Origin of the sequence: Desulfovibrio piger (genome assembly GCF_012843875.1) — a bacterium.
GTDB lineage: Bacteria > Desulfobacterota > Desulfovibrionia > Desulfovibrionales > Desulfovibrionaceae > Desulfovibrio.
Genome location: NZ_JABAFY010000016.1, coordinates 23,450 through 36,540, shown reverse-complemented (window position 1 = coordinate 36,540; position 13,091 = coordinate 23,450). Strand labels below are relative to the sequence as shown.

Genomic DNA, 13,091 nt, shown 5'->3' with positions numbered 1-13,091 from the left:
TTATTTACCGTCCAGAATTTTCTTCACATGCCCTACAACAGAGCGGGCATAGGCACGTCCCCGCTCCGGATTCTTGTGAAGCGGTGTGTGGTAATAGGCCACGGCTTTCCAGTTAAGACCGTGCCGCCGAATCTCCTGCGCAAGTATCCAGACACCGATCTTGATATTGTTGGCAGGTTCCAGCACCTGTTCCACCGGCCAGCCATACCGTTTGATCCAGTAGGCATTGATCTGCATGATCCCCACGTCAAACGAGCGTCCGGAGCGCATGGCCCACTGAGCGTACTGGATGGCTTCTTCTTTCGACCTGGGTCGTACATCCCGCCCAGAAATATTGATGATCCACGGATGGCAGCCGCTTTCCTGCCGGGCGATGGCCAGGGCCAGCACTTTGGGCACCTGATAGCGGGCACAGGGCGCGTCAAAAAGCGGTTCCAGGACATGCTGACGGTTCTGAAGGGTTTCGGCGTATACCGGGGTAAAAAAAATGACGATCATCAGGAGAACGGAGCAAGCGCTTGCCTTGCGGAAGAATATGTTGATGGGATAACATTCCTGCATAGTATTTCCTTTAGGAGCAATATATGACGCAACTAATTAAAGATTTTCTTGAAGCTGAGAAAAACATGTTTGATTATTGCAAGTCATTTATGAGTTTCTCTTTTCTGCTAAATACAGGATGTCTTGGTATATTATTGAATTTATATCCTAATCTTTATGTTATAATATATATACTATCCATAGGAACTCTTCTTTCTATTACTTCATACATGGTTTCATTTAAATATTTAAACAAGTCTACAAAATTTATAATTAGTAACGATGAAGTTAAATTCGTATCCATGAGAAGGAGGGCTTATTTTTCGTCCTATGTTGGCTTGTTTTTCTCCGTATTGGCATTTGAAGTATCTTTATTTTATTATATATTTAATAATGTTTCTATTGCCACCCAATAAATAAGTGCAAACATTACTATATCAATAATTTTTTCTAATAATGAACCCTGATAAAACAAATCAATTATTCCTATACGCCTGAACCACTTAAATTTTATTGCAAGAAAATGCAGTATCGCTAATAAGATAGTAAATCCTATCCACATATGAGGTATGTAATTGTCCATCGTTCCCTCTATGGAGTTGGTGTCTCCATCTGTTTGACGCACATGGCCAGAACCATGATCCGCCCGTAATCGTCAGCCGGGTAAACCCAGCCTTGTTCATCTCCAAGGGAAGAGTCGCCAGTCTGTACACGAAGGTGGACTTGCCATTCTGTATCCGAGACCGAGGTAGCCCAGGTCTGAATAGCCGTCATTGGCGGTGCGTCCGGCCCTGCTTCCGAGATTGCAGGAGCGGTAAAAATCGCTGGCGTCAGCCCGGTGCCTGGCGCACAGGACGGCTTTGTGATGCGGTCGCCGTTTTTGGCCACGGTCGCGTTTTTCATCAGTGCGGTGTTCCCAGAGTCCCCAATGATTTCCAGCGAATTGTTCCGACAGAGGTAAAGCCCTTGAAGGCTGTCCAGGAAGATGCGGCCCTGCTCGTCCGTGCTGGTGCAGGATTCTGAGGTGATCTCCCGTGGTTCAAACTGGAGGTCAGAGACATTGCGAATGGCGTGATCCGTCATATCCAGTTCCGTTTGCATGGCATTCAGTTCAGGTTGTCCTGGAACTGCCACGCGATAGAGGAAGTCCTGTCCCAAGGCGGAAGAGTCATAGGTGGAAACGGCTCCCAGATGCCCGGCACCGGGCGACGCAATTCCCACAGTCCCCAAGTTCAGCACCCAGCCATTACCTGCTCCCTGAAGCATGTTTTCCGTTTGGCCAGGCAGGACGCCGGACGGGATATGTCCACCAGCCCCGCCAATGAGGGCCGCAGCGCCCGGAACCACGGCATTCAGGAAATGATCCGTTGCATTTTCTCTACCCCCGGTAGTCAGTACGATGGCCTGTAAAGCACCATTTTGCGGCTGCCGGATGTAAATTTGATAGTCCTGAAGCCAGGCGTTCTGGGGCTGAAAGCCATCAGGCAAAAGCCCATCCGAAATAAGGTCAGCAATGCTGATCGTCGGGCCTGTCGTAGCTGTCGCTTGAGAAAGAAGCGTATCTTGGTGCTGATTGACGTACTGGTTGGCTGCCCTCATCACCATAGTCATGTGATTTGCAATAATGCGCTGTTGTACAGCAGAGTTTCCCGTTTCCCACCATCCAATCATATATGGAATCATGATGATAACGACGATGATTGCGCCGATTGTACTCAGTAGGTTCATCTGTCGATCTCCGTAACGCTGACAAGGGAACCATTAGGGATAAAGGCAGGCACGGTAATCACATTCCCCATCACAGGGATAAGGCGGCCATTGCTGGCCATTCCCAAAGCAAAACTTCCCCTGAAGAGCTGACGCACAGCCATGATTTCTTGCATCGACGCATCACCGTAAACGTAGCATCGACCCGCATCCACGCGCGCACGCCAATTACGCAAGGCGCGCCAGCTCTCAGGGAGATCAAGTACAGCAAGCGGTATGTCTCCAGAAAGCCCATTGTTTTCATAAACATATCGGAAGACTTCATTACGATAGATTGCGTAATTGACTGCTATCGCACTGAATGAAGACTCTTCAGAAGAAAAGTCCACAGTGCGTTGAATCATGGCTCCTACCCCAATGAGGAAGATAAGAAAGACAACAGGCTTCATTTTATAACCTAGCGTGCTGTGAAGATAAGGCTACTGGCAGCCGTGCAGGTCTCAACAATAGCCCCCACGTCCGTAGGATCGACGACGGAACCGTTGACGGAGATGGATTCCCAAGAATCCGGCTGGAATCGGGCGAGCTGCATGCAGGCATCCTGCGGGACATTGTCCAGCGTGATCGAGAACTGGCCGTTATCGGCGTCATTGGCCAGCGTGACATCACCACCCCAGGCGTTCTTCATGCTGTCCCCCTTGATGAAAGCCTTGGGAACGATACCGGCACTCATGGCAACGTCATTGTCCAGGTTGTCATAGTTCGTGCCGAAGAAGAGCTGCTGGGTCTGCATTCGCAGCAGAACAAGGTTTTGTTCCGTCGTCGCCACATTGGATTTGCCAAATGCGGAATACAGGCCAAATGCGGCGGCAGCGATCAGGAGCAGGCCGACGATCAATGCGCCAACGGTTTCAAGAATACTCATCACATTCCTCCCTGTAGTGTTGACTGAAGCCCGCCGACAGCCAGAGCAACCATGCTCAACTGGCCGATCACAAGAGCGAACATGAAAACCTTGATTTTCCCAGCGAGACGCTGGATGCCTTCAATTCCTTCAATAAGCCATTCATCTGCCAGCTCTATGAGATGATTCTGGAAGCCTGGCATTCGTGAGTAGACGGCTAGGGTATCGACAAGCTCAGGGCTAGGAAAACGCATTCCTGATTTCTTAAGTGCCTGTCCAAAATCAATCCCCTGCCCAGAACTTGCCAAAATATTACTGACTATCTCCCGTAAATACGGGCTAGTCGAAATATCTCCAGCCATACTTTTCAATATGTTTGAAATTTGATGACCAGCCCGCATTCGTGTTGCAACTGCGTACAACCATAGTGTCCCTATGGTTAATCTATAGATTGACCACGGTACAAATCTGTCTGCTATTCTCCTTCTCGATCCTGTCCAATTAGCAAAAGAAAAAAATACAACACATATCAGAATGAGTATGGCTATGCCTAATGCTGTTCCACGCCATGAAGAAATAAACGAGCTTTGCAGATACAGAGCATAGGCAGCTCCCTGCCATGTTTCTGGATCGGAAAGCATGGCGAGCTGTGGCATCACACGTTCGGCCACAATAAGCATCATAATGACGATCAACAGCAGCAACATAAGTGGATAGGCCAATGCGCCGATCAGACTCTTTCTGATACTGCTCTTCGCATCCAGAACTTTGCTGGCCAGCAGCAGGCCTCCCGCCAAGCGACTGCTGTCTTGAGCCGAGCTAATGAGCAGTGTTTCTTCGCGGCTGGCCAGTCCATCCAGTGCTGCGCCCAAGGTGCGCCCGCGTCCCAGCTTGTGCAGGATATGGGTATAGACGTTGGCCAGAGGGGACTTCCGCTCTTCCGCTTGGAACTTGAGCAGGCGAAGCGCCTCATGTAGATGCATCCGGTTCTGAAGGAGCTTGGCCAGCTGTTTCCAGATGCGAGACCTCACCTTCGTGCTAAATGCCAGACGTGCAATCAAATCAGGCATGTTGGCCTCTTTTGCCGGATTCCACGTCGGCATTTATGGGCATGGCCAGCATTTCTTCTGTAATGGCAGGATCAAGGACACCCGACATGATGAGGTGGCGGGCATGTTCCAGGTAGGTCATGCCTCCCAGCTCGGAGAGCCAATACTTTTTCGCCTCCTCATGCTGCCGCTGACGCAACAGAGCTAGGAGCTGGCGATCTACCGCGATCACTTCCGCTACAACCGTTTGCCTGTGCAGCCCCGGATGGCCGGATTCCATGCAGTGTTCGCAGCCGCTTCCCCGGATGCAGACTTCATCGAGACAGTCTTCCGGCATGGAGTTCCGCAACCTGTCCAGTAGATCGGGAGCAATGGCATCCGGGCGATCCTTCAGACGTATCTTGCAGTACGGGCAGAGCTTGGGGACAAGCCGCTGAAACACCAGGCCAGACAACACGATGGGGTCACAGACGATGTTAAGGGGATCAGCGACACGGGAACGGAGTTGAACATCCAGACGCTGGATGATGCCCAGAGCGTCGGCGGCGTGGATGGTGGCCCAGACCGCATTACCGGACAATGCGACCTCAATGGTGGCCAGCGCGGCTTCGGCATAGCGGATTTCACCGATCATCACGGTGTCAGTATCATCTCGGTTGGTGCCCGCGATTGCATTGGTATAGGCGTCGCCTCGCTCATCTCCCTCTTTGGAGTTGACGGGGATTTGGTACATCCCCCGGATCGGCTTCTCCGGGGGGTCTTCGATGGACAGAAAGTTGTCCCCCGGACGTTCTTCGATCAACGCTTCCATGCAGTGTGCCAGCGCCGTCGATTTACCGGAGCCGGTAGGCCCGGAGATAAAGACGATACCAGTTCTGGCCGCAAGCGTCCGAAAAAGCCTGGTCTGGGCTTGGGCAAGTCGTTTGGTTCCCGCCTGGTCAACCACCTCTATCGTCTCGTTCGTATATCCCAGCTTGGCCAATCTCTCTTCCAGACTGCCGGAAGCACCCGACGTGTCATGCAACAGGCGTAGCGGCATAAACGTTCCCTTGCCGTCAGGTGCCCCATCGCATTCAATAGGTTCGGAATGGATACGAACAGAGTACAGGCCTTGCGGCAGGTAGTCCCGATTGATGATACGACCATCAAGCCGAGATATGGGATCAAAAGCAGGAGCATCCTGTGCAGCACCAAGATGCTCATAGATGGTTCGGATCATATGTCGTCCTGTTTCGGCATCGAACTCCATATCATCACGCAACAGGCCAAGCACACGAAAGCGTGTGCGTACATGCGTTCCCATATCCGCTATATGTATATCCGTTGCGCCAGCCTTGAAGCCACGTGCAATCAAGTCAATCGCCAACTGCTGGACTTCGTTGTCACCTATGCCACTACGGGAGGCATAGCGAGAAAATTCAGCATCAAAACGGCTAGGCGGGACAAAAGAAAATACCTTTATGCCTATAACTGCAAAATTTGATGCAAAATTTATGAATGCCATATTCCCCTGAATCTCATCAGACACAATCAATGAGTCATCCATCAGGGCGATACGAGCACGGATTTGATCGGGAAGATCGCTGATAAGCTGCGTTATGCGGGTATGCACTTTCCCTATCCTCTATTCAAACGGTATCGTTGAAGACTTCCCCGATTTGTGAATGGTCACTCCTTTGCGCGTCACATGCAGCCGTCCGCCATTAAACAGCGATCCGTTATTGATCGTGACCGTGTGTCCATCCGCCATGCGCAGTGTCGCAGACAGCCTCCCCTCAATGCCCTGGACAGAAACAACAGCAAGACGTCTGGATGGAGCCGAAGCCGCAGAACCGGGCGTTGATGAACTTTTGGGGGCCGCAGGTGGAGGTGTCAGGCTGGGCAATACCAACTCCTGCTTGGAGGGCTGGCTAAGGTCTTGCAGACGATTTTCCAGCTCACGGATGCGCACTTCCTGCTTCAGCAGCTGCTCATGGCCACGTTTGCGCGTCAGTTCCCCCAGCGTGCTGGGCGAGTTCAAGTCTTGGGCGATGGGGGCCAAGCCGGTTTCTCCCTTTGGAGTCTGCGTCGGCAGCTTAGGAGGCTTTACCTGTGCCTGCGGAATCTGCTTCGGGGTTGTCTTGGATGGAATTACCGGTGCAGGAGACGAGGACAATGTCTGCCATGCCACAGCTCCCAGCACGATTATTGAGGCCAAGCCAAGGCCTCCCCAAACAAGAAGGCGTTTCTTTTTAATGTCTTGCATAAATTTTCCCCTTGACTGCCCATTTCCCATCAAACTTTATGGATTCAACACACAATCCTGGGATTGCGGTCAGAAATTCAAACAGCCCTACTTTCTCTCCAGCCCTGTAATCCATCAAAATATCGGGTAGTTCGGAGAGCTCCCATGTACCTTCGTGCCACGGTGCTGTGATTTTCGTTTTTTTGTCGATATTGCGTGTTTTCTGCGCTTTGAACTGAGGCAAGGACAGTCGTGCCCCAGATGCCTGTGTCACGTCCGAAAGCAACGCAGTTGCTTGCTTGCGATCCACCAACGCATGGTGATCTGTTCCTGGCCCGTCCATAAGACGAGCGGAACTACGCAGCGTTACAGGGATAGACGACCGGGCTGTAAGCATATCTTTACCGTCCAGCATCGCCCCGCTTGGTAGCGTCGTAAACGTCGCTCCTTCAGCGTACTGCCATTCAATGTTGATCTTTTGTCCAATGCATGAGGCAGACTTCAACTCCCAGCCATTCGACGCCAGGGGGAGAGCCAGCAGGCCAGGTAGACACGCTGCGGCAGCATCAGAGGCTAAGGGCTGTTGTTGCCACTCCATAGGGAAAAATCGTTCAGGATGACGTTGCATGTCTTCCATGCGTGCGGCGTGTTCCTGCTTGCGCAGCACCGCAGATTCCAGGGCAGCCTTTTCCGTAAAATGGTCATAGATAAAGAAGGTTCCCAGCATGATAGCCAGCAGTATCCCCAGGATCGTCAAACGCAGGATCGTGCTTCGGGAGGCCATGCTGCGCAAATTTGACAGATGACCTTTGGCTATGAGCTTGTCCAAAGTAGAGAACTGGATATGTTCTTCAAGCCAGAGTTCACTTTCGCGAATCGACTCGTAGTGTTCGACTGGAAGGCCAGAGAATTTTTCCAACAGTGAGGCGAACGACGCTGCTTCTTCGGAGCTGAAGAAGACCTGATCCCCATACTCGCTGACCACGCCATCTATCCGAAGATGAAGCCACCAAAACTCTTTGGCAGGGCCCAAAGTAGGATCAGGGGCACACAGCTTGAATATCCCCAGAAAAGAGTCTGGACAGCGCAGACAAGAGCACAAGGCCGTTGCCGAGGAATAGTTAGACCACGTCTCTACAGTTCCAAGGCCATACTGTATGCCCTGCGTTGTCGTGCGCCTTGCCGCAGCGTTAAACTCCTCATCCTGGAGTTCGGACAGCGCCTTATGCCCCATGTGCCCCAATCGCTGCCGGACAGGAGCCATCCAGCGCAAGCCAAGCACCCACGTCGTTTTTTTGAGGGTGATAAGCTCCATAGCCTAATCCTCTGTCCCGCCACCGGCGGCTTCGACTTCAATCGTGATAACCAGTAATGTCTTGGCGTACTCCCCGGAGCCACCGAAATTTAATAACCCCAGAGACTTGGAAAGCTGTTGGGCCTGATCTTGGAATCCGGCCAGCACAAGAGTCTGCCCAAGTTGCATAGTGCTTCTCTGGCTGAACGCCCGCGTGCTTGTTTTGGGAAGCTGGACGGTCAAATCACTGGTGGTAAATTCGGTCAATTCGTCCAGGCTGGAGAGGTTGATGCTGTACTGGAGGAGTACCCGCCGCCGATCCAGAATGTGAGGAATCACAGTCATGGCAAAGCCCGTCGTCACTTCCCCTGGAGTGATTTCCGTCGTCTGACCATAGTCCGATTGCGATGAAGATGACCCTGCCAGATAGGCAATGCGTTTGATGGCCTGGATTGGAACAGGCTGATTGGAGAGAACAAGACCGCCCCCGGACGTAACCTGTGTGGCATTGCCCCATGCCTTCAAAGCACGCAGAACGCCGGTGGAGTTCTTTAACTTCCCGTTGACGATGGTAGCCGAGGCGGACGAGCTACTGCCGAGAGAGGCCAGACTGCCTGCGACCACGGAAACATCGTCGTTGGCGAACAGTACCTGCATGTCGATACCGGCCTCATTGGTGTCCGTGACTTCCAGAGCCCAGACATGCACGGTCAACGCTACCTGGCGGGACAAGCGCTTGTTTATGTCCGCGATGTACTTCTCCACCTGCCGGACGTTATCCGCATAGTCCCGGACAGTGATGGTTCCAGCAGCCTGATTGCCGACGACACTCCCTTCGGAAGACAACAGCTCTTTGACAGCCTTTTCGGTATCCGCCCAAATGTCGAACTTGTAATTCGTCGTGTTGGACTGTGCCGTCTGGCTCGACGTGTCGGAAGTCGCTACCGTCTGGTTGATATTGTTGCCACCGATACTGGAGCGCGACGTTTCCCTGGATTTGTTGGTGATCTGATCTTTGTATTCGCGTTTGCCAGGCGCACCCAGAATCGTAAACGTCCGCACGACAAGGCGTGAGAATACAACGGTTTTTGTCTTGGAGTCGAAATCCCACCCGTAGCCACTGGCGACTGCCACATGATCCAGAAGGCCACGCAGAGGCCCCTCATAGGATACATTGAGTAAACGCGAACCACCGCTGGCTCCGGGATCAAGCAAGTCAGGCAATTCAAGGGCGGGAGGCGTGCCAGCTTTTGCGGGCTTTCCCCCCTTACTGATGGGAGCGGGATCAGCGCCGACCTGGACAGTCAACGCGGTCAAATCGGTTATAGTTGCAGCAATATCACTCAATGTGCCGCGCTTGCGCAGCATGACCCTGGTATTCAGTTCCGCCTGTGAGGCCTCATCAGCACGAATGGGCACGGCCTTAACCCCAACGTAAGGTTCCGCGACGACATCAACGGCTTTCGACCGTGAGAGTGTCGTGAAATCCTTCCCCTTACCCTCGATCAGTTCCTGGTCAGGAGCGTTCTTATGAGAACAACCAACCAGAGCCACGCCGAGGAGCAGAAGCATGATGCTGCAAATGATGCGGCTTGTTTTCATAGTATTTTTTCCAATGTTTATTTTTTTACATAAAAAAATAGTTATATCTTTACAGCTTTAATGCTCAGATACTTCCATCACCTTGTTTCCTTGGTAGATCGTTACGCGCAGAGCCAGGCCGTTGGCCTGAAGAGCGGCAAAGAAGTGCTTGACGGCATCCAGGAACTCACCCCTGAATGTCGCGTCGCTCCGCATTTCATAGTCATGCTGGGCATTCCAGATCAGGCTGTACCCGGCAACAGCAGCCCAGCCTTCCATTGTCGAACGGAGCATTTCCCGTTTATGGATTTCCCATACGGGCATCTCTACAGGTGTCACCAGCGTCGTGCTCACTGCGGGCATGACGACCGCGGGAGTCGCTGCGGGAACTTCCGCGGGCTTCTCCGGAGCAGGGGGATTGCTCCCTGGAATGGGAGGTGTCGCGGAAATTGGTGTATAGGGGACAGGCTTACCCGGCTGTGGTTTTTCCAGGGTCAGGGAAGGAGAGGTCTGGGTTTTCGTAGGCAGTACCGCCGGAGCCGGTACAGGTGTTGGTGCGGATACCGGTTCAGTATGCTCAGGCACAGGTACAGGGGCAGCTACCGGAATTGTTCCCGCTGGAGGCTCAGACAAATAGACCTGATAGCCCTTCATCAAGGTCGCATTGGCTCCAACGCAGTTCCATCGGCAGAAATCCTTCACTGGTACGCGGTTCCGCCGAGCTATGGCTGCCGCAGTCCCGGTCTTTCTCACCGGATAGGTTTTTACTTGCGGGGCCTGAGTCGCAACCGGCGTCGGGTCTGGCGTTTTCACGGCAGGTTCCTTGGAGGGAAGAGCTTGTGTGTCCGCCGACGGGTAGCCAGGCAAAGGGCGTGAAGAAACTGGTTGTTTGTCTTCAACAGGCGCATCCAGCCCTTTCACGACTTCGCGAGTCATACTGAACAGCTCACCATCGGAACAGCGAATCTGGGCATATCCCAGAGCAGGCGTTCCATTGCCGTCCATCACATCAAGACTGTAGCTCACCTCAAGACCAGATGGGTTCAAGGCAAAACCATCCTCCCGAAGTCGCTGTTCTAACGTCTCCCCAAACGTCCCTGGGGCACGATGCAGCGCAATCGCAGTGTGAGCGGGAGCATGACGACGGCTCAATTCCTCAGCCGCTTGTTCCGCAAGGATGCGGGCGTCATTGCCGTAATCGCTACTCAGCCCATCAAAAGAGCCTGACGCGCTGCGCTGATGAAGACAGCCTGAGCCTGATGCAATCGCAAGACAAAGGAGCAAAAGGATATATTTTTTCATAGCAATCACTTATTGCTGAAGGCTTTTTGACTCCGCCAGCGGCTCGACTTTGACTGGTAAAGAATCTGTTGCTTGATATGGCGCATCCAAACCTTACTCATCAAAGGATCAATCCTGGCCATACGGCGTAAGATAAAGATTGAGGTGATCCAGAACAGCAGCGCTGCCAGCCCAGAAATAGCCGTCATTCCTCCCACTCCAACCAGCAAGGCGATCAATGCGCTCGTCATCGCCAATTCGCGTTCCGCCCCTAGTACAAGATTGTGTCTGTGCAGAGATTGATGGACAGGAATGTGACGTTGCTCCATTACAAAACAGCCCCGGAAAAGCTGAAGATCGAATTTACCATGCTACCGGCAAATGCGATGAACGAGATGCCGAAGACAACCGACAGCAACAGCTTGAAACCACCTGAAATATCATCTTTATTCATGATGAAGATGATACCGCAGATCGCCATTGCAACGATACTGATGTATTTACCAGCAGGGCCTGTGACAGTATTGACAACCTTTTCGAGAGGGCTGGAAAACTCTGTGATTCCACCACTGGCCAGAGCCATTTCAGGGAAAGCCATCGCTGCGGCTGCAAAAACGATAAAGAGCATAAAAGATTTCTTTTTGAGCATACTATCCTCCTCAGTGAATACTCTCTTGATTTTGTTTAATGTTTTTTGTTTGCAAAGATAAAAAATATCCCCAAGATAACTACCAAGAAATAAGAAAAATATCTCATCTCAGGATGCAATAACATGGAAGCTATTTTACTTGTCCTCAGCAAAACGAATGGTATAAATATTACAATAAAAATAATAAGAATGTAAAAACTATACCGCAGTATATATTTCTTTAGTTTCATATCGCCTTTCTTTCAAATCGAAATGATTTACACTGATTATGGAAGAAAGCCTGCGTGTGTTATGCCTTGTCTTTTCCATGAAGATGACAAGATCAACGGCACGGCCTATGAGCTTTTGCTTGGAGCCGACGCCAGCTTCTTCCACCAGCTCTTCCAGGCGCTCAAGGGCTTCTTCAGCACTATCCGCGTGGAACGTACCGATGCCGCCGGGATGACCAGTATTCCAGAGCTTCAGCAGCTCCAAGGCAGCGCTATCCCGGACTTCCCCGACCAGAATCCGCCGGGGGGCGTAGCGCATACAGACTTTGGTAAGCTGCCGCATACCGATGCCTGCCAGTTCAGACGTCAGAAAAAACACAGAGTTAGGAGCTTTGGACTGAAGCTCTGCCGTATCTTCCAGGATCAGAAGGCGATCATGGGGACAGAGCTGATCCAGCTCGTGGATGATGGCATTCACGAAAGTCGTCTTGCCGCTGGAGGTGCCCCCGACAACGACGATGTTTTTTCGCTCCAGGATGGCCGTGCGGATAATGTCCGGGACCTCCGGGCCGATGACACCCTGGTTGAGATATTCGGAGAGCTGTATGACTCGCGATGCTTTCTTGCGCAGGGAGAAGGATGCACCTGGCCCTACAATGGGCGGCAATGTCCCCTCAAAACGAGAGCCATCCAGTGGAAAGCTGCCTTCAATCACCGGATGGCGGGCATCCACTGTTTGGTTCAGGGCACTGGCCACAAGGGACAGGATCAGTTTGCCTTGGGGCAGGGAGAGCGTACCGACACACTCCTGATCCTGGCCGTACCGCTCGATCCAAAGAGCGCCATCAGGATTGAGCATGATTTCAATGACACTATCATCCCGCAGGGCATCCATAATCAGTGGCCCGCAGTTGTATTCAAGGCTTTCCAGCAGACGCTCATCCATGACGCACCATCCCCAGGATAAAGACGGCGACATTGAGCAAGGCGGAAAGGGCTATGATGGCCGTACACAAATACATGGCTGACCGGTGCGTGGCCAAATTGGCGACAAAATCCGCCACGGCCTTGCGTATGCCCTCCATCGTGAGGCCTGACAGAGTCTCTGTGAGGCTCTTCAGGTTTTTCTCCATATCGTTGACGTAGGCTGTCGTCTGTTGTCCCATGAAGGCGGCCAGAGCTGTTTCATGCTTTTTCTGGAGTCTCGCCTGAGCTTCGAGGAAAACTTGAAGAATCGTTACCTGCATCAGTATGGGGTCATCCTGCGGAACAGATACGTCATGTTTTTTTGCCAGAAGCGCACGCACGTCTTCCACAGACATACCGAAGCCGTCAGGGAATCGTTCTTCAGGCATGGGGGGCTTGTCTTCATCGCCGGGAAAATCATCACTCATTGCAATCCTCCGACGAGCCTGCCTCGCTTTCATTGAATCGACGAATCAGCGCTTCCTGCTGTTGGGAGAAATCTTCATTAGTAAGCATCAGGCTGGCTATTTTTAGTAGTTGCATTCCAAGCATTGCGACTGCTGGACAATTATTGTTCAATGCTCCAAGACTGGGAACAAAGTTTATTTTGCAAAGTATTTGACAAGGATTTTCTTTGTCTTCCAAAAACTCAAGACTACACTTTCTTGTTTTTGAGCTTTTCATTCC

Annotated in this window: 15 protein-coding genes; all 15 read right to left on the bottom strand. The window is 51.9% G+C overall.

Annotated features, from left to right (window positions below; translation table 11 throughout):
• Positions 1–561 (bottom strand): lytic transglycosylase domain-containing protein, encoded by a 561-nt coding sequence (locus tag HF854_RS05955; RefSeq protein ID WP_240937671.1) that lies wholly within the window; start codon positions 559–561, stop codon positions 1–3.
• A 570-nt stretch (positions 562–1,131) separates the two neighbouring features.
• Positions 1,132–2,268, bottom strand: coding sequence for a shufflon system plasmid conjugative transfer pilus tip adhesin PilV (gene pilV, locus HF854_RS05950; RefSeq protein WP_168935472.1), 1,137 nt, complete (start codon positions 2,266–2,268; stop codon positions 1,132–1,134).
• Positions 2,265–2,696 carry a type IV pilus biogenesis protein PilM gene (gene pilM / locus HF854_RS05945; RefSeq protein ID WP_168935471.1) on the bottom strand — a complete coding sequence of 144 codons (432 nt, stop codon included), beginning with the start codon at positions 2,694–2,696 and terminating at the stop codon, positions 2,265–2,267. Before pilM ends, pilV begins: the two co-directional genes overlap by 4 nt.
• 8 nt (positions 2,697–2,704) lie before the next feature.
• Complete coding sequence (locus HF854_RS05940) at positions 2,705–3,172, bottom strand: type 4 pilus major pilin (RefSeq protein WP_168935470.1); 468 nt, start codon at positions 3,170–3,172, stop codon at positions 2,705–2,707.
• A complete protein-coding gene (locus tag HF854_RS05935; RefSeq protein ID WP_168935469.1) occupies positions 3,172–4,221 on the bottom strand; it encodes a type II secretion system F family protein in 1,050 nt (349 codons plus the stop codon). The genes HF854_RS05940 and HF854_RS05935 overlap by 1 nt, the downstream gene beginning before the upstream one ends.
• Positions 4,214–5,812: an ATPase, T2SS/T4P/T4SS family gene (locus tag HF854_RS05930; protein WP_168935468.1), complete on the bottom strand. Its 1,599-nt coding sequence runs from the start codon at positions 5,810–5,812 to the stop codon at positions 4,214–4,216. Before HF854_RS05930 ends, HF854_RS05935 begins: the two co-directional genes overlap by 8 nt.
• A 12-nt stretch (positions 5,813–5,824) precedes the next feature.
• A complete protein-coding gene (gene pilP / locus HF854_RS05925; RefSeq protein ID WP_168935467.1) occupies positions 5,825–6,445 on the bottom strand; it encodes a type IV pilus biogenesis protein PilP in 621 nt (206 codons plus the stop codon).
• Entirely contained in the window at positions 6,432–7,739 is a 1,308-nt protein-coding gene (pilO2, locus tag HF854_RS05920) for a type 4b pilus protein PilO2 (RefSeq protein ID WP_168935466.1), read from the bottom strand. The genes pilP and pilO2 overlap by 14 nt, the downstream gene beginning before the upstream one ends.
• A gap of 3 nt (positions 7,740–7,742) precedes the next feature.
• Positions 7,743–9,320 (bottom strand): pilus assembly protein, encoded by a 1,578-nt coding sequence (locus tag HF854_RS05915; protein WP_168935465.1) that lies wholly within the window; start codon positions 9,318–9,320, stop codon positions 7,743–7,745.
• Between the two features lie 57 nt (positions 9,321–9,377).
• Entirely contained in the window at positions 9,378–10,601 is a 1,224-nt protein-coding gene (locus HF854_RS05910; protein WP_168935464.1) for a TcpQ domain-containing protein, read from the bottom strand.
• 5 nt (positions 10,602–10,606) lie between these two features.
• Positions 10,607–10,909 carry a conjugal transfer protein TrbD gene (gene trbD, locus HF854_RS05905; protein ID WP_168935463.1) on the bottom strand — a complete coding sequence of 101 codons (303 nt, stop codon included), beginning with the start codon at positions 10,907–10,909 and terminating at the stop codon, positions 10,607–10,609.
• Positions 10,909–11,229 (bottom strand): TrbC/VirB2 family type IV secretion system protein, encoded by a 321-nt coding sequence (locus HF854_RS05900; RefSeq protein WP_168935462.1) that lies wholly within the window; start codon positions 11,227–11,229, stop codon positions 10,909–10,911. Before HF854_RS05900 ends, trbD begins: the two co-directional genes overlap by 1 nt.
• Before the next feature lie 198 nt (positions 11,230–11,427).
• Positions 11,428–12,384, bottom strand: coding sequence for a P-type conjugative transfer ATPase TrbB (trbB, locus tag HF854_RS05895; protein ID WP_168935461.1), 957 nt, complete (start codon positions 12,382–12,384; stop codon positions 11,428–11,430).
• Positions 12,377–12,832: a hypothetical protein gene (locus HF854_RS05890; protein WP_168935460.1), complete on the bottom strand. Its 456-nt coding sequence runs from the start codon at positions 12,830–12,832 to the stop codon at positions 12,377–12,379. The genes trbB and HF854_RS05890 overlap by 8 nt, the downstream gene beginning before the upstream one ends.
• On the bottom strand, positions 12,825–13,088 hold the full coding sequence (locus HF854_RS05885; protein ID WP_168935459.1) for a hypothetical protein: 264 nt from the start codon (positions 13,086–13,088) through the stop codon (positions 12,825–12,827). The genes HF854_RS05890 and HF854_RS05885 overlap by 8 nt, the downstream gene beginning before the upstream one ends.
• Positions 13,089–13,091: the final 3 nt, after the last annotated feature.

Coding starts and splice junctions, on each gene's coding strand:
- pilP (WP_168935467.1), bottom strand. CDS start 6,445: ATGCAAGACATTAAAAAGAAACGCCTTCTTGTTTGGGGAGGCCTTGGC.
- HF854_RS05890 (WP_168935460.1), bottom strand. CDS start 12,832: ATGAGTGATGATTTTCCCGGCGATGAAGACAAGCCCCCCATGCCTGAA.
- HF854_RS05935 (WP_168935469.1), bottom strand. CDS start 4,221: ATGCCTGATTTGATTGCACGTCTGGCATTTAGCACGAAGGTGAGGTCT.
- HF854_RS05940 (WP_168935470.1), bottom strand. CDS start 3,172: ATGAGTATTCTTGAAACCGTTGGCGCATTGATCGTCGGCCTGCTCCTG.
- pilM (WP_168935471.1), bottom strand. CDS start 2,696: ATGAAGCCTGTTGTCTTTCTTATCTTCCTCATTGGGGTAGGAGCCATG.
- pilO2 (WP_168935466.1), bottom strand. CDS start 7,739: ATGGAGCTTATCACCCTCAAAAAAACGACGTGGGTGCTTGGCTTGCGC.
- HF854_RS05955 (WP_240937671.1), bottom strand. CDS start 561: ATGCAGGAATGTTATCCCATCAACATATTCTTCCGCAAGGCAAGCGCT.
- HF854_RS05900 (WP_168935462.1), bottom strand. CDS start 11,229: ATGCTCAAAAAGAAATCTTTTATGCTCTTTATCGTTTTTGCAGCCGCA.
- HF854_RS05910 (WP_168935464.1), bottom strand. CDS start 10,601: ATGAAAAAATATATCCTTTTGCTCCTTTGTCTTGCGATTGCATCAGGC.
- HF854_RS05885 (WP_168935459.1), bottom strand. CDS start 13,088: ATGAAAAGCTCAAAAACAAGAAAGTGTAGTCTTGAGTTTTTGGAAGAC.
- HF854_RS05915 (WP_168935465.1), bottom strand. CDS start 9,320: ATGAAAACAAGCCGCATCATTTGCAGCATCATGCTTCTGCTCCTCGGC.
- trbD (WP_168935463.1), bottom strand. CDS start 10,909: ATGGAGCAACGTCACATTCCTGTCCATCAATCTCTGCACAGACACAAT.
- pilV (WP_168935472.1), bottom strand. CDS start 2,268: ATGAACCTACTGAGTACAATCGGCGCAATCATCGTCGTTATCATCATG.
- trbB (WP_168935461.1), bottom strand. CDS start 12,384: ATGGATGAGCGTCTGCTGGAAAGCCTTGAATACAACTGCGGGCCACTG.